This is a genomic window from Pseudarthrobacter sp. lyk4-40-TYG-27 (genome assembly GCF_030209295.1).
Lineage (GTDB): Bacteria > Actinomycetota > Actinomycetes > Actinomycetales > Micrococcaceae > Arthrobacter.
On the sequence record NZ_JARVSH010000006.1, the window covers coordinates 77,134 to 95,827 of the forward strand.

16 protein-coding genes are annotated in these 18,694 nt (G+C 62.7%); 13 read left to right on the forward strand and 3 right to left on the reverse strand.

What is annotated here, in order from left to right; translation table 11 throughout:
* Window positions 1-323 precede the first annotated feature (323 nt).
* Entirely contained in the window at window positions 324-2,432 is a 2,109-nt protein-coding gene (locus QRM96_RS12170; protein ID WP_285247687.1) for a transglycosylase domain-containing protein, read from the forward strand.
* A gap of 56 nt (window positions 2,433-2,488) precedes the next feature.
* Here the strand turns inward: QRM96_RS12170 and QRM96_RS12175 are convergent, their stop codons facing one another.
* A complete protein-coding gene (locus QRM96_RS12175) occupies window positions 2,489-3,247 on the reverse strand; it encodes a DUF6789 family protein (RefSeq protein WP_350224069.1) in 759 nt (252 codons plus the stop codon).
* A 318-nt stretch (window positions 3,248-3,565) separates the two neighbouring features.
* Here QRM96_RS12175 and QRM96_RS12180 point away from each other — a divergent pair, with 318 nt between their 5' ends.
* The 4 genes from QRM96_RS12180 (at window position 3,566) to QRM96_RS12195 (ending at window position 5,586) form a co-directional block, all read left to right on the forward strand.
* Window positions 3,566-4,015, forward strand: a complete 450-nt coding sequence (locus QRM96_RS12180; protein ID WP_285247685.1) for a hypothetical protein — start codon at window positions 3,566-3,568, stop codon at window positions 4,013-4,015.
* Window positions 4,012-4,446 carry a low affinity iron permease family protein gene (locus QRM96_RS12185; protein WP_285247684.1) on the forward strand — a complete coding sequence of 145 codons (435 nt, stop codon included), beginning with the start codon at window positions 4,012-4,014 and terminating at the stop codon, window positions 4,444-4,446. Before QRM96_RS12180 ends, QRM96_RS12185 begins: the two co-directional genes overlap by 4 nt.
* Before the next feature lie 9 nt (window positions 4,447-4,455).
* Window positions 4,456-4,755, forward strand: a complete 300-nt coding sequence (locus QRM96_RS12190; RefSeq protein WP_285247683.1) for a DUF4193 domain-containing protein — start codon at window positions 4,456-4,458, stop codon at window positions 4,753-4,755.
* Window positions 4,756-4,974: 219 nt separating this feature from the next.
* On the forward strand, window positions 4,975-5,586 hold the full coding sequence (locus tag QRM96_RS12195; RefSeq protein ID WP_285319845.1) for a phosphatase PAP2 family protein: 612 nt from the start codon (window positions 4,975-4,977) through the stop codon (window positions 5,584-5,586).
* Between the two features lie 438 nt (window positions 5,587-6,024).
* Here the strand turns inward: QRM96_RS12195 and QRM96_RS21025 are convergent, their stop codons facing one another.
* Window positions 6,025-6,216, reverse strand: a complete 192-nt coding sequence (locus tag QRM96_RS21025; protein WP_350224070.1) for a YhjD/YihY/BrkB family envelope integrity protein — start codon at window positions 6,214-6,216, stop codon at window positions 6,025-6,027.
* A 560-nt stretch (window positions 6,217-6,776) separates the two neighbouring features.
* Between QRM96_RS21025 and QRM96_RS12200 the strand changes: the two genes are divergently transcribed.
* Both QRM96_RS12200 and QRM96_RS12205 read left to right on the forward strand, forming a co-directional pair.
* Window positions 6,777-7,850, forward strand: coding sequence for a glucose 1-dehydrogenase (locus QRM96_RS12200; RefSeq protein WP_285247680.1), 1,074 nt, complete (start codon window positions 6,777-6,779; stop codon window positions 7,848-7,850).
* Entirely contained in the window at window positions 7,843-8,808 is a 966-nt protein-coding gene (locus tag QRM96_RS12205) for an aldose 1-epimerase family protein (RefSeq protein ID WP_285247679.1), read from the forward strand. The genes QRM96_RS12200 and QRM96_RS12205 overlap by 8 nt, the downstream gene beginning before the upstream one ends.
* Window positions 8,809-8,929: 121 nt before the next feature.
* Here QRM96_RS12205 and QRM96_RS12210 read toward each other — a convergent pair whose 3' ends face one another.
* On the reverse strand, window positions 8,930-9,367 hold the full coding sequence (locus QRM96_RS12210) for a MarR family transcriptional regulator (protein WP_285247678.1): 438 nt from the start codon (window positions 9,365-9,367) through the stop codon (window positions 8,930-8,932).
* A gap of 502 nt (window positions 9,368-9,869) precedes the next feature.
* On the opposite strand from QRM96_RS12210, the gene QRM96_RS12215 reads away from it, so the two are divergent.
* The 6 genes from QRM96_RS12215 (at window position 9,870) to QRM96_RS12240 (ending at window position 18,622) form a co-directional block, all read left to right on the forward strand.
* Window positions 9,870-10,625 carry a ZIP family metal transporter gene (locus QRM96_RS12215; protein ID WP_285247677.1) on the forward strand — a complete coding sequence of 252 codons (756 nt, stop codon included), beginning with the start codon at window positions 9,870-9,872 and terminating at the stop codon, window positions 10,623-10,625.
* Between the two features lie 21 nt (window positions 10,626-10,646).
* Entirely contained in the window at window positions 10,647-11,270 is a 624-nt protein-coding gene (locus QRM96_RS12220; RefSeq protein WP_285247676.1) for a hypothetical protein, read from the forward strand.
* Between the two features lie 2 nt (window positions 11,271-11,272).
* Window positions 11,273-13,126: a glycoside hydrolase family 15 protein gene (locus tag QRM96_RS12225; RefSeq protein ID WP_285247675.1), complete on the forward strand. Its 1,854-nt coding sequence runs from the start codon at window positions 11,273-11,275 to the stop codon at window positions 13,124-13,126.
* On the forward strand, window positions 13,123-14,619 hold the full coding sequence (locus QRM96_RS12230; protein ID WP_285247674.1) for a phytoene desaturase family protein: 1,497 nt from the start codon (window positions 13,123-13,125) through the stop codon (window positions 14,617-14,619). The genes QRM96_RS12225 and QRM96_RS12230 overlap by 4 nt, the downstream gene beginning before the upstream one ends.
* Before the next feature lie 502 nt (window positions 14,620-15,121).
* A complete protein-coding gene (locus QRM96_RS12235; protein ID WP_285247673.1) occupies window positions 15,122-16,957 on the forward strand; it encodes a thiamine pyrophosphate-requiring protein in 1,836 nt (611 codons plus the stop codon).
* Window positions 16,958-17,287: 330 nt separating this feature from the next.
* Window positions 17,288-18,622, forward strand: a complete 1,335-nt coding sequence (locus QRM96_RS12240; RefSeq protein ID WP_285247672.1) for an MFS transporter — start codon at window positions 17,288-17,290, stop codon at window positions 18,620-18,622.
* The last annotated feature ends 72 nt before the right edge of the window (window positions 18,623-18,694 follow it).

An 18,694-nucleotide genomic window follows, 5' to 3' on the forward strand; every position in this document is an offset into this window, starting at 1 on the left:
GGTCATGCCGACAGGACCCAGCCTGCTCGGCAGCTCCTGGCATGTCCGTCCCCTAATGAAGAGGCCTTAAACAAGTCTGGCCCATCACTTGCGAACAAGCAATCAATTGTCCGCGCCTCGCTCCCTTCCTGCTGCATCGTTGCACTCCTGTAACCACTCACGGCGCCGGCACGGGCAATGGGGCGATAGGGTTATTTGCTAATTGGTAACTATTCGAAAGGTGCGTCCTAAACCGCAGCGGCGTTTCGACCGCCTCTTGGCATGCCCCGGCAGGGCTTAATAGCCTTACCTCTGGCGTGCGATACGAACGAAGGAAGTCTTGCATGCTGATCAAAGACATTCTGTGGAAGAAAGCCGGGGCCTTTATCGCCGCCGCCGTTATCGGCGGCTTCCTGGTCGCCGGACTCCTGGCCCCGGCGGCCGCGTTGAGCTCGACGGCGGCAGGGGCATCCATTAGGTTCTTTGATCAACTCCCCTCGAATCTGGAGCTGGAGCCGCCGGCCAGGAAATCCCGGGTCCTGGCGAAAAACGGGTCGGTCATCGCCACTTTTTACGCCCAGAACCGGGCCCCGGTGGACCTGGAACAGATGTCACCGTTCATCCGGGACGGGATCGTGGCGATCGAAGACGCACGTTTCTACGACCACGGCGGAATTGATCCCACCGGCATCCTTCGCGCGCTCTTCGTGAACGCCCGGGGCGGCAGGCAGGGCGCATCGACAATCACCCAGCAGTACATCAAGAACGTCCTCATCCTGTCATCTGCACCCGGCAGCAGCAGCGCAGACGTCGCTAAGACAGACGCCTCCCGAAGCATCGGCGACAAGCTTCGGGAAATGAAGCTTGCCATCGGGCTTGAGGAGAAATACTCCAAAGACCAGATCCTGCAGGGTTACCTGAATCTCGTCTATTTTGGCAATGGGGCCTACGGAGTTCAGGCGGCAGCGAAAACATATTTCGGAGTGCCCGCCAACGCTCTGACCCTTCCCCAGGCCGCAGCACTGGCCGGGATAGTGAACAGGCCAGCTTACTACGATCCCCTCACACAGCCAGACCACGTGGTGGCCCGGCGGAACGAAGTCCTGGACAAAATGCTTCAGCAGGGAAATATCTCCCCCACGCAGCACGACAAAGCTACGGCATCACCCTTGGCCTTGGACGTCCAACACACCCAACAGGGCTGCGCCGCTGCGACCGCACCCTATTTCTGTGACTACATCCAACGGCTGATCCTCAACGATCCCGCCTTCGGAACAGACGAGGCAGCCCGGCACAGGCTCCTCTACGAAGGCGGACTGACCATCCGCACCACGCTGGACCCGGACCTGCAAAAGACCGCCCAGGAACAGGTCAACGCCTCACTGCCCGCAACAGACCCCCTGCAACGCGGCGCCGCCCTTGTCAGCGTTGAACCCGGCACCGGCAAAATCCTGACCATGGCCCAAAACACCATCTACGACCCGACCCCAGGACCCGGACACTACACAGGCAACCTCACCCTTCCCGAGAAGGACAGCAACGGCAATCCGCTTCACGGAGCGGGCGGCTTCCAGATTGGATCCACCATGAAACCGTTCGTGTTCGCCGAGTGGCTGAACTCCGGCCGGTCCATGGCCACAATACTGGACGGCTCGGTCCGCATCTACAAAGCCGGTTATCCGTGGAAAAACAGCTGCGGCACGACAACCGGCTCCTACGATCCAGCCCTGGGCCAGACTCCCCTGCCCAACGACGACCCCTACCACTACTACCGGATGAGTGTCCTTCAGGGCCTGTACCAATCAATCAACACCATCACGTTCCAGTCAGCGGCCCGGTTGGACTTTTGCAACATCCAAAAAATGGCCACGGCCGCCGGAATCAAGAACGGCCACACCAACAAGCCCTACGACCTCTCCAGCATCGCGAGCCTGATCGGTACCCAGGACGTCGCACCACTGGACATGGCGAACGCTTATGCTACGTTCGCCGCAAACGGAGTCCACTGCAAGCCGGTAGCACTGGAGTCCGCCACCGGCCCCGACGGCCGCAACTATCCGATGCCGGCAGCCGACTGCCGGCGGACCATCAAGTCGGACGTCGCCGCGGGCGTCACATATGCCCTTAAACCCGTGCTCACCAAGGGCTCGGGCTACAACATCCCCGTGGGCAAGGAACAAGATATCTTCGCCAAAACCGGCACCACCGACGGCCACACCCAGACATGGACGGTAGGGGCTACCACGGGCATCTCGACCGCCTCCTGGTTCGGCAGCTACAAGGGATTCGGACCAAAGTGGGCGAACGAGAACATCACCATCAACGGAACGTACTACACCGGACTGGACGGGGCTAACATCGCCGGCACCCAATGGGCCCGCCTCATGAACGCCGCAGCGCCGCAATATCCAGGCCACCGGTTCCCCACACCGCCGCCATCAATGTTGCGCTGAACGCGGCGGTCGGCAGCACCCAGACGGCCGGGACGACAGAACCCGCCGAATTGGTCCTAGTCAACGCCTTCGGTGACCTGAGGATAGGGAACGGCGGGATCTACGAGTGCCTGCACCCCTCCGGGGACGAAACGCACGTGAACGCCATGTTCCTCCGTTGCTGCCGACTGTTCCAGGACCGGCAGCACTGTCGCGGTGAAGGCAGGATCCTTGGCGGCAAGGTAGGAGACGTACGAATCCGGTAGCCGGGACGGAAGGTCAAGGGGGTACACATTGCCTGAAGGCGCGGACGCGCCACCAAGCTCAGCAGGGACACGCTCCGCCAGGACCCGCCTGCCAAGGGCTTTGCCCAGCACGGCGCCGTAAAGCAGATGGGCGGCCAGCATCGTCACCGCCCTGCCGGCCTTGTCCCGGTGCGCAGGGGGCAATATTCCCATCGCCGGCAGCCAACCCTCGTACCCCACCGCCCACACAAGTGCACCATAGGCGAGGCCCGCGCCCGAGGTGGCCTGCTTCCTGCGTACCACGGCATAAAGACATCCACCGGCCGCCCCATACCCAAAATGGGCAAGGACAGCAGCCGCGTCCCTGAGCGGTACTGGAAACCGGGGAAGGAACTTATCGATGATTTTCCGGGGCGGCTCGTAATTCATCATGCCGGTGACATCGGCGGCAACGAGCAGCGCGCTCATCACTCCTGTAGCGACCAGCCCCGCCAAACCGCCGCTGGCAACAGTCTCGGACGTTGGTTCACTGCTATAGATATCCATCCCTTCATGGAACCCGGATATTTGTGTGAGCGCAAGCAAGCTCATGATTAGACGGGCTTTCCCCAATCACGGCAGCCTGACAACATGAGTCCCGTTGGATGCGGCAACTTGAGAAGTCCAACTGCTTGCCCGGGTTACGAAACCCCTGTCCCGGACACCCCCATCAGCGGAATTTTGCCCGAGGGGAGGAGGCGATACAAATAGCCATTGCGGACTGGTAACTATTGCGATACGCTTCCTATCTCTTCCGCATAAAGCGAAAGGAGAGTTACAGATGGAAACAGCAGGCAGGGTTGTCCTCGTAACGGGAGCCACCGGGGGGACCGGCAGGGCCGCGGCGGCCCTGAGTCGAAAGGATGCCCCGTGAGACCTTTGGAAGTGGTCAGAGCAGGATTTGGCAGCGCGGAGCTCCTGGCTCCGGGAGCGGCGGAATGCTCCCTGATCGCCCGCGGCCCCGATGCCCACGCCCGCACGTTCATCCGTGTTCTAGGGGCACGGCACCTAGTACAGGCCACCGCCACTACCATCTTCGGTGGCGGCGCTCCCCTGCACTGGATCAGTGCCGCGGTCGATGCCCTTCATGCCTTGACGATGTTGGGCCAGGCCGCGGTGGACCGGCGACGGCGGCACGCCGCGGTCGCCAATGCGGCCATCGCCCTGGCTTTCGCCGCGGGGGAACTTCGATCAGGGACCCTCAGAGGCCGTCTGCACCTAGACAGAGAGCACCGCGCCGGCATTACGGGGCAGGCGGTGGGCCACGAGCAGGCAGACGCACTGGTCAGCGGTGCGCGTCATACAAGGATCGGACCATGACTACCGATCAAAGCAGTGGCGAAGGGGCCGGCTTCTTCACCAGATTCACCTCCAGGACGGCAAAAGTTCTGGGCCACGCCTGGATCTTCGCCGCGGCCGTCGCCGTTCTGGTGCTGTGGGCCTGCACCGGGCCGCTGCTGGGTTTCTCCAATACCTGGCAGCTGGTGATCAACACTGGCACGACGATCGTGACGTTTTTGATGGTGTTCATCATCCAGAACACGCAGAACCGGGACTCCGCCGCGTTGCACCTCAAACTTGACGCCATAATGCACGAGCTTCGCGTCACCAGCTCCAAACTCTACGAAGCTGAAGACCAGGGCGAAGACGAAATCGAGCGTCAGCGCAAGCACATCGAAGCACAATCCGAAGAGCCTCCGGGCAAAGTAGAGCGGCACGTCAATCAGGCGAACAAGAACGAGGAGAAATGAGTACCCGCCATGGCCAGCGATTACGACGAAGTCCGCCCTGAGGTAAAAGAGTCCCAGGAAAGTTCCCTGGAGGCGCTCCGGACAGAAAACACCCCCGACGCACACAGCGTCGTGAGGGAACTCGAGGAGGCCGACAGCATCGACGGCGTCGACCTGCCCGGCGACTTCATCGCCGAGGAGCTCATCGTAGAAGTTGTGCCCCGAAAGAAGGATGAGTTCGTATGCTCCTCCTGCTTTCTGGTCCACCACCGTTCCCAGGTGGCCAAGGAGAAAGACGGACACGTCTACTGCATTGAATGCGAGGGATGAAGCAGTGACGGTCCTGCCAGCCCCTGACCACAACCATGTGACCTTGAGGGGCGTGGGCCTGCCACCCCAGCAGCTTGGCGGCTCCGTCCAATGAACAGCGGTCGTGCGCGGGTCGAGCAGAACAGGCAGAAGCATTTCCGCTTAGGCGGCGGCTACAGGGTCGCCACCGGCCGGTTCCTGGTTCTTCATGCCGTATCACTGTGCCTGGTCCTGGCAGGCATGTCCTCGTTTGTACTGACCCTTGGCGACGTGCTGAACAGCAGCGGGCTTGCAACCATCGACGGACCCCTGACCGACTGGTTCGTCGATCATCGGACGGATACAGCCACGGTGGTTATGGCCGGATTCGCCTTCGTTTTCGGGCCCGCGGCGCTTCCCGTGATCATTTTGGTGGCCGTCGTTGCGTGGGCTTTGGTGACCCGTCGCCTGTGGCGCCCAATACTGCTGGCCGGGACGATGATCACCGGGGTGGTCCTAACGGAGGTCATCGCTCACGTGGTCGGACGTTCGAGGCCCCCTGCCGAAATAATGATGCTTGGCGCAGACGCGACATCCTCTTTTCCCTCCGGACATGTCGTTGGCGCCTCGAACTTTCTGCTCGTCGGGGCTTACCTGCTCTTTTCGCGATCCTCCCGCAGAACTGCCCTGATCGCTGCCTTCGGTACCGCTGCGCTCGGCATCACAGTGGAAGCAGCAAGCCGTGTCTACCTCGGCTACCACTGGTTCACCGACACGGTGGCCTCCGCTTCCCTCTCCATCGTTCTCCTCGCAGTCGTGATCCTGCTGGATGTTAGCCGCGGTGAGCGGTCAGGTCCTGAACACACAGAGTGATCTCTCCCGGGGACCTGATCCCCCGCTTCCTCCTGCCGGAACGCCTCCGGGGGCGCGCCCCGAGGGTCCGATGGTACAGGGAGCCTCGCCGAGTGACACACGATATCAGGGACCGGGAAACGCTACGGCCAGGAAAATTCAGTCGGCCGGTGGCAACCGGTGAAGGTGCATCGCGCCCGCAAAGCCTGCCCGGAACTCCGACTGCCCCAACTGAAGCCCTTGGGGAGGCAGGCCCGCTTAAGACCTTTCTTCTGCAGCAGGTCCCTGACGTAGGCTGTGTTTTTCCCGGAGCTCGCGTCCGCGCCGGATCTCTTCTTCCTCCTGCCGGTGCAGTTTGTCGCTCTTCTTTGTGTCCCTTGGCGGCAGCTGAACAGTTACTTCGGCTGTGAAGCCGCCGTGGAATTCCCTGCCCCGCTCTGTCTCGGCATCGAACTCGGCTCAGAAAAGCATAGAAACATTCAGAATCCACAGCCACAGCAGCATGATGACTACGCCTCCGATGGTGCCATAAGTCTTGTTGTGATTGCCGAAGTTGCCTGTAGGCACCGAAACCCACAGATGCCAGCACGAAGGGCCCACCAGCGCGATAAACGTCCGTGGGCTCAACCAGCGGAACCGGGGCTGGCGCAGCTTGGGGGTGACTTAGTAAAGAACCGCGACGCTGACGACTACCGGTAAGATAATGACTGGCCATCTAGCAATACTCCACACGGTCAGGAACAGGCCGCCAAGTCCCAGCAGAGGGCCCACGGCCTCGGCGATGGGGCTCGTGGATACGAGCAGGGCCGCCAGCATCGCAACGAAAACCACGGCAAGAATCGCTACGCCGGTTGGTCAGGCAGGTGGGACCACCGCTGCGCTTCTCGATATGCTGCCCAGCATTGCGCCCCGCTCCACGGTCAACGTGATTCGCGGCCCCATTGAGGAACTGAGGACATCACAGACGGCCGGCGTCGCCCTCACGATCGTCATCGTAGCGGCCTTCTGGACCGCTTCACGAAGGGGCGTAGTGCAGGAAAGAGAGCGGGCTGCCGCAACCTGGTCTGTCACGTTTGCCAGCCGATTTACTGCCGATGCCCCATCCTGGCCCCTTCATATCGCAGACTGTTGCAATATCGCCGACTGTTGCGCAAACGCAACTAGTGCGGGAAGCTTGACAAGGAACGGTTTTAATCTGAGGAGGAGAAGTTATGCGTGCGTTGACAGTTACTCCCGGAAAAAAAGATTCAGTCAAACTGCGCGATGTGCCGGAGCCGGCCAGTGGGGAGGGTGAGGTGCTGGTGGAGGCCCTGGCGGTGGGCCTGTGTGGAACCGACAGCGAAATCATCGCCGCGGAATACGGTAAGGCGCCCCCTGGGCAGGATTATCTGGTGCTGGGGCACGAAAATCTGGGCCGGGTGCTGGATGCTCCCCCGGGCTGCGGCGTGGCCGCCGGCGACCTCGTAGTGGGTATTGTTCGCAGACCCGACCCTGAGCCCTGCAAAGCCTGCACCGCCGGGGAATGGGACATGTGTCTGAACGGCAAGTACACCGAACACGGAATCAAGGGCGTGGATGGCTTCGCAAGGGAACGCTGGCGGGCGGACGCCCACGCGATGGTAAAACTGGACCCCGGCCTGGCGGATGTGGGCGTTCTGCTGGAGCCCACCACCATCGTGGCCAAAGCATGGGAGCAGATCAACCGGATCGGACAGCGCGCATTTTTTGACCCCCACACCGCCGTCGTGACCGGGGCGGGCCCCGTTGGCCTGCTGGCCGCGCTGCTGGGAGTCCAGCAAGGCCTGGACGTCCACGTGTTCGACATCGTCACGGACGGCCCCAAGCCGGACCTTGTCCATGATTTGGGCGCCACCTACCACAGCGAACCCCTGCCGCAGTCAGGCATCAAGCCCAACATCCTGGTCGAATGCACCGGCGTCACCCCCGTGGTCCTGGACGCCCTCAAATGCCGCGCCCAGGACGCCATCACTTGCCTGACCGGCGTTTCCGGAACAGGTAAGCAAACACCTGTCGACGTGGGTGCACTCAACCGCGAGGAGGTACTCATGAACGGCGTGATCTTCGGCAGCGTCAACGCAAACCGCCGCCACTACGACGCCGCCGCTCAAGCACTGGCCAAAGCGGACGGGGTATGGCTGCGCAGCCTCATCAATCGCCGGCTCCCGCTGGATAGCTTTGCTGAGGCCTTCAAACGCCAGACCGACGATGTCAAAGTCGTCCTCGATGTCACCCGCGGCACCGACGAAAGCCTAAGCCATGAGTGAGGGGGCGCAGTGGGACGCCGGGACCGGCCATTGCCTCCCCTCGGGACGTCAATATGAAATTTCCTTTGAACGGCAAAGGGCCCTAGTGACCGAAGTCGGGGGCGCCCTCCGGGATTACCTGCTGGACGGATGGCCCCTGCTGGACGGTTATGGGCCTGATGAGATGTGCACGGGCGCGCGTGGCCAGTCCCTGATTCCCTGGCCCAACCGCATCCAGGGCGGCAGTTACGAGTGGGAGGGCCAGCGGCTGCAGCTCGACCTGAGCGAGCCGGACAAGGGCGGGGCCATCCACGGGCTCACGCGTTGGCGGAACTGGGGGACCCCGGCGGTGGAGCACACTGAGGACTCCATCTCCTTTACCTACACGCTCCACTCCTGCCAGGGCTGGCCCTGGATCCTTGACTGCCTTGTGGAGTACCACCTGGGCCCGGGAGGTCTGACCGTGCGGACCACGGCGATGAACCGAAGTGCGTCACGGTGCCCCTACGGGACAGGGGCGCATCCTTACCTCAGCACCGGAGTCAGCACTCCAGGGGCCATCAATGCCGCGTTGGTCCAGGTGCCAGGTCGCACTTTCCTGCCCGTGGACGGGCGTGGCATACCCACCGGCCGGGAGCGGGTTGAGGGCACCGCGTACGACCTGCGGGAACTCCAACAACTTGGCGGGCGGCACATCGACGTCGCCTACACGGACCTGGTCCGTGACACTGAGGGGCGGGCCCGGGTGAAACTCCTGCGCCCGGATAACTCCGGAGGAGTTGAGCTGTGGGTGGACGGTTCCTATCCGTACCTGGAAATCTTCACCGGGGACACGCTCCCCCAGCCCGGCAGGCATCGGAGCGGGCTGGGGGTTGAACCAATGACGTGCGCCCCGGACGCTTTTAACTCGGGCGAGGGCCTGATCACCCTTGAGCCCGGGCAATCCCACACCGGCGAGTGGGGGATCACGCCGCTCTGACCGGCCCGCTAGGTCCTCGCAGCGGTATTGGCACTGCCATGAGCCGTTCGCCAACTATTGCTTAAACGCAATCATTGGGGTTCAATGAAGACATGGCTTGCGGCACCGGGACTTCGTCATTTCATGTGTTGGCTCCCAGGGTAAAGCGGCCGTCAGTGGTGCCTTGGACACCGGCGGCGGCCGCGAAAGCCTCAAGTGCCGCAGCCAGTGCCGGGCGGCGACCCGATGGCATCCTCAAGATAACCTCCGCGATGGCTTGCCGCCGGTGCTCGAGCACGGAGTTCACCAGAGCTTTTCCTTTTGCGGTCAGTTCGAGGCGGATGTATCGCCGGTCGGCGGGGTCTTCGCGCCGCTCAAGCAGGTCAGCAGCGACGAGCCGGTCGCAGATGCGAGTGGCGTTGGAGGCATGCACGCCCAGTTCCGCGGCCACGCCGCCCAGATTTTGCGGTCCCCGCGTGTGGATGAGGACCAGGACCCGCAATTGCGGGGTGTTCACCACGTCCTCGACCTCTGCCACTGAGCGGGATACGACGCGCAAAAGGGTATCCGCGGCCCGCATTACCGCTTCAACTTCCCGGCTCGAAGGTTCCGGGACTAATTCAGATCCACCAGCTGTATCCATGAGTACCAGTTTCCTCCGGTAGTTGCTTTCCCGCAAAATTTGAAGATTACAGAGCCGCAGTACGGGAAATCCCGGATAAGGAGAAATTGTGGGAACACAACGGGTAAAGGGCGCCTTGGCCGGAACCGTCGATGGGATCGGCCCGTTCACCGGGAAGGTGCTGGCCGGCCGGTTTGAGCGGTCCCGTTCGGCACTGACCTCCGTGAGGATCTTCCCCGAGCCATCAGAGCCAGCAAAGGGAGGTGCGGCCTCCGGCCCCGACCCCTTTTTGAGCAGCGGCGGGGGTGGTGCAAGCCTGCCGCCGCACAGCCAAGAATAGAGCTTCCTGTGAGGTCCATACATATCGGACCCGCTACACGTTGACAACAATGGAAAGGATTCATCCTGTGAAAATCCTGCGAACCGAACCGGCACCTTGCCTCCTGGTGGGGATACTGTGATGCCCGCATGGTTGCTGGCATGGATGTGGGGCACCATCGCCGGCGGCGCGCTAGTCGTGGGGTGCGGCCTGGCGTGGAAGTGGAAGATCCCGTCCAAGGTCGTGTCATCGGTGATGTCCTTTGGCGCGGGCGTCTTGATCTCGGCCCTCGCCTTTGAACTCGTGGAACAAGCTGTCAACGGCGGGGGCCTGTGGCCGACGGTCGGCGGCTTCGCCACCGGCGCTGTGCTCTACGTAGCCGCGAACGCCCTGCTGGCCCGCAAAGGGGCCAAGCACCGGAAGCGGTCAGGCGGGAAACAGCCCTCCGAGCAACAAAAGCCGGGCAGCGGGACGGCTATCGCGATCGGGGCCCTCCTGGACGGTATCCCGGAATCGGTCGTTCTGGGCGTGGGTTTGGTGACCGCCGGTGCAGTCAGCCCCGCCATGCTGGCGGCCGTCTTTATCTCCAACGTCCCGGAAGGCCTCTCCAGCACCGCGGGCATGAAAAAGGCCGGCCGGAGCGCCAAATATGTGTTTGGGGTGTGGGTGGGAATTGCTGTCATTTCCGGTCTCGCAGCCTTGGTTGGCTTCCTGGTCCTGCAGGACGCACCGGCGGAAGTTGTCGCCTTCATCACCGCCGTGGCCGCCGGGGCGATCCTGGCCATGCTCGCCGACACGATGATCCCCGAAGCCTTCGAAGAACACCACCTGCTCACCGGCCTCATCGCGGCCGTCGGATTCCTGGCCGCCTTCACCGTCGATCAGGTAGGCGGCTGAACCACGACTGAAAGGAAACCCATGACCTCCAATCCAGACAAGGCCGGCCGCGCCAACCCTGAGCCACTGAACCCTGACCCCACGGGCCAGGACCCCAGCGCCACAGACCCAGGCGTGGACGCAAAACTGCAGCTCCAGCTCGCTATCTTCGGCGTCACCAAGGACGCCCAGGGCAAAAGCCTGCAAGAGATCCTGCAAAGGCTGCGGTCTGCCTTCGCAGACCACGGCGTTCAAACACCGCCGGGCACTTGGCTCGAGTCCGTGGCTTCCTCGGCGTTCTACGGCGAGCCCTACATTATCGACCTCCCCGCGGCTCTTGCGGCCGACAGTACCCTGCCCGCCCCAAGCACAGACGTGCGTCGCAGGCTTGCCATCCGACGCCGGCTGCGGCAGGAGAAACTACCGGCCGGCACCTTCCCCTCCCCGGCCGCATGGGATGTACCGGCCAACGAGATCACCCACCCCGGCAGATCCGGGCACATCCACCCGGTCACCATCTCCCGGACAGCAAGAGGGACCCGCATGGTCCTGGCGGCTGTCGGGGCGGTAATGGCGGTGCTTATGGCCATCCGGGCTGTCCGGGGGCCCAAAACACACCCCAGCGCTGCCGCTCCAAACACTCGACGGTGCGGGCCGGAAGGATAACAATGCCTGAAATCAGTGATTACGCACTCATCGGTGACCTGCACACAGCCGCACTGATCAGCACCAGCGGGTCAATCGACTGGATGTGCCTGCCAAATTTCGACTCCCCCGCCTGCTTCGCCGCCTTGCTGGATACCACTGCAGCGGGGCGCTGGCTCCTGGCACCTGCCGGGGCCCAGAAGTGCACCCGCCGGCGGTACCGCCCCGGCACACTCATCCTGGAAACCGAATGGGAATCAGCCGACGGAAGAGTCAGGGTCACAGACTTCATGCCGATCCGCGACGACGCCGCCGACCTGGTACGGATCGTCGAAGGGCTCAGCGGCACCGTACAGATGTACGGGGAACTATGTATCCGCTTCGATTACGGCCACATCGTCCCGTGGGTGCGGCGCAAAGACCACGGGCTCAGCGCTGTCGCCGGCCCCGACGCCGCCTACCTCACCACCGAAGCCCCACTCGAAGGCCGGGACATGCGCACGATCAGTGAATTCACGGTCCGGGCCGGCGAAACGGTGCCCTTCGTGCTGACCTGGGTTCCCAGCAGCAAACCAGCCCCGCGCCAAACAGACCCCGACAGGGCACTCCGAGTAACGGAGGACTTCTGGCAGGACTGGCTCAGCCGGAGCAGGATGGAAGGAAAGTACAAGGACGCCGTAGAACGTTCGTTGATCACCCTCAAAGGGCTCATTTACGCTCCAACGGGTGGCATCGTCGCCGCCCCAACCACTTCCCTGCCAGAGGACCCGGGTGGATCCAGGAACTGGGATTACCGGTTCTGCTGGCTTCGCGACGCGACCCTAACGCTGCAGTCACTGCTCGCGGGCGGCTACACAGAAGAAGCAGCCGCCTGGCGGGAATGGCTGCTGCGTGCCGTCGCCGGGGACCCTGCCGACCTGCAAATCATGTACGGTATCGACGGCACCCGCCGGCTCCCCGAGACGGAACTACCTTGGCTGTCAGGATTCGAGAACTCCAAACCTGTCCGGATAGGAAACGCTGCCGCTCCCCAGCTGCAACTGGATGTATGGGGTGAGGTCCTGGATGGTCTCTCCCTGACCCGTTCGGCCTTTCCGGATACTGTTGATGATTCCTGGGACATCCAGGTGGCCCTCATGGAATACCTCGAAGGGGCATGGGACAAACCAGACAACGGGCTCTGGGAGATGCGCGGCCCCCGCCGCCAGAACACCCACTCAAAAGTCATGGCCTGGGTCGCCGCAGACCGCATGGTCAAAGGAATCCACAAATACGGCCCCCCAGGTCCCGAGGCCCGCTGGGCCGCACTTCGCGACACCATCCATAAAGATGTCATGACGCACGGCTTCGACACCGAGTGCAACACCTTTGTCCAGTCTTACGGAAGTAAAGAGCTGGACGCGAGCCTCCTGCTGATTCCCCGCGTCGGTTTCCTGCCCCACGACCATCCCCGCGTCGTCGGCACCGTCGACGCCATCCAGCAGCACCTCACCGAAGACGGCTTCGTGCTCCGCTACCGCCCACAGGCGAGCAATGATGGCCTGCCCGGAACGGAAGGCGTCTTCCTCGCCTGCTCCTTCTGGCTGGTCGACGCCCTGCTGGGGATCAACCGCCGCCCCGAGGCCGAGGAACTTTTCGAGCGCCTCCTCAGCCTCCGCAACGACGTGGGCCTGCTCAGCGAGGAATGGGACCCCAAGAACCAGCGGCAACTGGGCAACACCCCACAGGCATTCAGCCACTTCCCCCTCATCCACTGCGCCCTGCAACTCCACCAGGGGCGTGCCAGGCAGAGCGACACGCCTCTGCCGAGCCCCAAAGACGGCGACCGCGGCCGGCCCGACGGGCACGAGGAACCCGTCAGAGGAAGCGCCACGTGAAGGCTGACGCTGTAGTTGTGGGGGCGGGACCCAACGGGCTCGCTGCTGCCGTAACCTTGGCGCGGGCCGGGCTGAAGGTGCGGATGATTGAGGGAGCACAGACGGTCGGGGGCGGAGCCCGGACGGCAGAGCTGACGTTGCCCGGGTTCCGCCACGACGTGTGTTCAGCCGTCCACCCCATGGCCCTTGCCAGCCCTTTCTTCCGGGCCTTTGAACTTGACAAGCGCATTGAGCTCCGTGTGCCCGAAATCTCCTACGCCCATGCAGTGGACGCAGCCACAGCCGGGATCGCACACCACAGCCTTGCCCGAACCGCTGAGGACCTGGGCCCTGACGGGGAACGGTACCTCCGGCTGTTCCAACCCCTCGTTGAACGGGTCGACGGGATTACTGATCTCACCATGCACCAACTGCTGCGTATCCCCCGCGACCCCCTCGGATCGCTCCTCTACGCGGCCCGGACGTTGGAACAGGGAGGGCCCTGGTGGAACGCACGCTTCAAAGGAGACATCGCCCCAGCCATGATCACTGGCGTCGGCGCCCATTGCATCGGGTCACTGCCCGGGCTTGCGACCAGCGGCACGGCGATGTTGTTGGGCGCGCTCGCCCATGCCGGCGGCTGGCCGCTCCCCGTCGGCGGATCCCAATCGATCGCCAACGCCATGGCAGAGGACCTGCTGAACCATGGCGGTGAGATAGTCCTCGGCTCACCGATCACCGACTTGGCTGAAGTCCGCGACGGTTTCCGGCCCAGGGCCATCCTTGTGGACCTCTCAGCAGCGGGGCTTGCCCAAGTCGCCGGAGCCGAGCTCCCCACAAGCTACCTTCGCAAACTTGCCTCGTTCCGGTACGGAAACGGGGTCAGCAAGGTCGATTTCGCACTCTCAGAGCCCGTACCGTGGGCAAACCCTGCCCTTGGCGCAGCCCCCACCGTGCACTTGGGCGGAACCAGGGCAGAGATGTCACGGGCGGAGGCGGAGGTAGCGTCCGGAGGGTATCCCCGACAACCTTTTATCCTTGTGTGCCAACCATCAACCCTGGACAGCGGCCGTGCCCCCTCCGGGAACCACATCCTGTGGACCTACACTCACGTCCCTGCGGGCTCGGGCGTGGACTCGACCGAATCGATCATCCGGCGGGTCGAACAATTCGCACCGGGCTTCCGGGACGTCATCCTGGGTACGCACTCCATCACAGCCCACCAATACAGCCAGTACAACCCGAACTACGTTGGAGGCGACTTCTCCGCAGGCGCACTGTCCGCCCGTCAACTACTCAAACGGCCGGTTATTTCATCCGACCCCTGGCGGACGCCGGCAAAAGGTGTCTATCTGTGTTCATCCTCAACGCCACCGGGGCCCTCGGTCCATGGCCTATGCGGGTGGTACGCCGCCCAATCCGCCCTTAAACGAGAATTCGGTCTGCCCTCACCGGAACTGACCTACAGGACGGTGCCACGGGGTAAGCAGGCACTGGATGACGGGGCAAGGTAGCCCCAAAGAATCAGGCTCCAGAAGATCGGGGGCGGACTGAGACCTGGGGCCTGGAAGAGGAATAAGCGAATGCTCGAGTGTCCTCGGTAAGGGGACGGTCCGAAAACATTTCATTTGCGTTATCGCAATGGTAGCGTAGTGACAAGGACCTAAGGCCAGCGTCCGGCCGGCACCCCTTCGGAAAGGGAAAATCATGGATCAAGGTTCAACGGCCTTCCTCCAGTGGCTGTGCTGGATAGTTGCCGTGGTCAGCGCCGGCACCGCACTGATACGGGCCGGTGTGGCTTCCACCGCTGGGGTCATTCGGCAGAAAAGCGGACAGATAGGCGCGCTCTGGATCCTGTGCGCCGCTTCTGTTCTCACGGGCTTTATCCTCGCGGCAGCCGCTGTCCGGAGCGGCAGCTGAACAAACGCCACGGTGCGCGAACCGGTGGTCCTCAGTTAGGCCCGAACTGGTCACGATCATCATTCGGTCAACACCAAAAAAGCAGGAGGAAGAACCATGGCAACTGTCAGCGATTTTGTAGTCCAGCGCGTGAGGGATTGGGGGGTCAGCCGCATCTTCGCTTTTCCCGGCGACGGGATCGGCGAGTTCGACGGTGCTTTGGAGAAAGCCCAACGCGCTGCAGCGGGCCTGAAGTATGTGCGCCCCACACATGAGGAGATCTGTTCGCTGATGGCCACGGCCCACGCGAAGTTCACCGGTGAAGTTGGCGTCTGCGTTGCCACGTCCAGCCCGGGTGCTTTCCACATGCTCAACGGACTCTATGACGCGCAGATGGACAATCAGCCGGTCGTGGCAATCGTGGGCCAGCAGGGGCTCAACGCGCTGGGCACCTTCACCCAGCAGGAGAGCAACCTCGAACGCACCCTTGCCGATGTCGCCGTCTATGTCCAGACGATCGTCTCCCCTGAGCAGGCCCAGGCCGTGGTTGACACCGCGTTCCGTACCGCCAAAGTTCGGCTGGGACCTGCCGTGATCATCTTTCCCCACGACGTGCAGGGAATGAAGATGCCCGAGCTTGCCCCCCAGAACTGGGTATCTCGCTCCAGCGCTGTTGCGCCGTCCATCTCAATCGTCCCCCCGCAAAGTGAGATCGAGAAGGCAGCAGCAATCATCAACGCGGGCAGTAAAGTCACGTTCATCGTCGGCCATGGGGCGAACGGGGCCACGGATGAGGTTCTTAGGGCCGCAGAACTCTGCGGAGCGGGCCTGATTACGGCCTTACGCGCGAAACAGGTGATCCCCTCCGACGTGCCGCACCATTCCCAACAGCTCGGTCTCCTGGGTTCCCTGCCAAGCGCGCATCAAATGAGCGGCTGCGACACTCTCGTACTTCTCGGCACCAACTACCCCTACAGCCAATTCCTGCCCAAGAGCGGGCAGGCGCGGGCGATTCAGATCGATCTCAAACCCGAGCAGATGGGGCTGCGCTACCCCACCGAACTCAACCTGTGGGGAGACGTGAGAGCAACCCTCACCGCGCTTATCCCGCATCTGAACTCGAAAACCGACCTCTCCTGGCAGAAGACCGTCGCCGAGGAGATGCTGGAATGGGAAAGGGAGATGGAAGCGCAGGCCATGCTGTCCTACCAAGACGGCGTCAACCCCCGGCGCGTCTATCACGAATTGAACAAGCGCCTGCCCGCGGGCGCCATCGTCACCGCGGACGCCGGTTCAACGGCAGACTGGTACGGCCACCACATCAGGCTCCGCCGCGGCATGCTCGGTGATCTTTCCGGGCGGCTCGCCAGCATGCTCGCCGCCATGCCGTACGCCACCGCAGCCAAGTTCGCCTACTCCGACCGGTCAGTTATCTGCACCATCGGCGACGGCGCCTTCCAGATGCTTGGCATGAACGAACTGATAACCATCAAAAAATACCTGCAGGAATGGGAGAACCCGCAACTGATCATCATGGTCCTGCACAATAACGACCTCACACAAGTGTCCTGGGAGATGCGCACCGAGGACGCTAACCCTGTATGGTCCACCTCCCAGGACGTTCAGTCAGTTGACTACGCTGGGTGGGCGGAATTGCTCGGCTTCAGCGGAATCCGGGTCAAGACCGACGACGAGGTCGCGGGCGCTTGGGACACGGCATTCGCGCACCAGGGGGTCACCGTCATCGATGCCTACACGAGCAAAAACGTACCGCCCCTTCCGCCGCACATCACCCTTGAGTTCGCAAAGCACACTGCGGAGGCGCTACTCAAGAAAGATCCGGACGGGGTGGACGTGGTGCGCGACTCGGCCAAGGCGCTCCTTACCGAAGGAATTGAACGCGTCAAAGGAACACTCCACATCGGCCAGGACCACGACGAGAACGAACACTAACGAGAGCACCAACGGAAGCCGGGAATTGGAAAACTGATCTAGTCGGACCACTGTGGATGACCTGCGGAAGCGTCAATAAGGCTGTACCAGTTGATTAGCGCGAACCGCTGCTTGCGGTAAAGCAACAATTGCGTGAAAATAAGAGCAGGGTTGCATCATGAAGCCTCCTCCTCAGCCGGCTGAGGGGTGCGTTCCATTGTTGGCGGCCCAACATGTAAAAGTCCTGCTCGTTCCGCCCAGGTAGCGGAAAGCGGACCGCCGGGGTCCGCGGGAGAGCAACAGCGTGCTGGGGCGCGGTCCCATCGGCCATATTGCGAAGGAGCAACTCTGATGGCACGCAACGTGACGTCCGCCCCTGCCGTGGGTAATGCCCGGTGGAAGCGGCTGATTCCCGTCGCAATCATCGTCTACATCATTTCGTTCATGGACAGAACCAATATCGGGTTCGCCCTCAACGGACTCCACCAGGACCTGGGCATTGATGCCGCCCAACAGGGACTGGCTGCCGGTATCTTCTTCATCGGCTACCTCGTCCTGCAAATCCCCGGTGGCCATCTGGCCGAACACTGGAGCGCGAAGAAATTCGTCGGCATTATGGTGCTCATCTGGGGTGTGCTGGCTGTCCTTTCCGGATTCATCCAGGATTTCACCCAACTGCTCGTGGTGCGATTCTTCCTCGGCGTCGCCGAAGCCGGGATCTGGCCGGCGATCCTTGTCCTGATCAGCCACTGGTTCCCCGCCGCTGAACGCGCCCGGGCCTACGCGTTCTGGATGATGAACATCGCCATTGCGTCCATCATCACCGCGCCCCTTTCCGGGTGGATCCTGTCGTTCTCAGACTGGCGGTGGCTGTTTATCATCGAAGGTCTTTTCCCGTTCGTGGTCGCGGCACCGCTGTGGTGGGCCCTGATCGCCGACCACCCGCGTGAAGCGAAGTGGTGCTCGGTGCAGGAGCGTGAGTACATCGAGAAGGGACTGGCTGCTGACGCCGCGGCCCATCCCCAGCAGGAAAAGCTGGGCCTGCGCCATGTCCTGTCCAACGCAGTGGTGTGGCGCCTGACCCTGGTGTACTTCCTCATCCAGATCGGCTTCTACGGAATCAACATCTGGCTGCCCCATGTGATCAAGACGATCACCTCCGGATCCTCCATCGAGGTCGGCTTCGTCACGGCGATCCCGTACGTGCTGGCTATGTTCGGCCTCTGGTACAACGCCAAGGCAGCCGACCGCTCCGGCCGTTACTCCACCCACGTGCTGCTGTCCATGGCCGTCGGTGCTGTTGCCCTCGTCATCTCGGTGGCAACCGGGGACAATCTTCCGTTCCTCGCAGTCACCCTCATCAGCATCGCCGTCGCCGGCGCCCTGGCCTACGACGGCCCCTTCTGGGCCTCCGCGTCCCGCGCGATGCCCGTAGCCGTCGCCGGAACCGCCATGGGGCTGATCAACGCGGTGGGCAACCTCGGTGGATTCGTCGGACCCTACGTTGGCGGGTACCTGCAAGACGTGACACATGGCAGCTTCCTCGCGACGTCGGTCTTCCTGGCGGCATGTTTGCTGGCTGCGGGCCTGGTGATGCTGACTCTGCGGCGCGGCGGCGACCGGCCGGTGCACGGCCGGTTGCGGGAGGAACAAGGGCGAACGATACGAACGGAAAAGCACGCCTAGAAGATAAGATGCGGGCACTCAGGTCACCGGCCGTCGGTTTTGGCCGGTGACCTGAGTGCAATTCACGCCCTC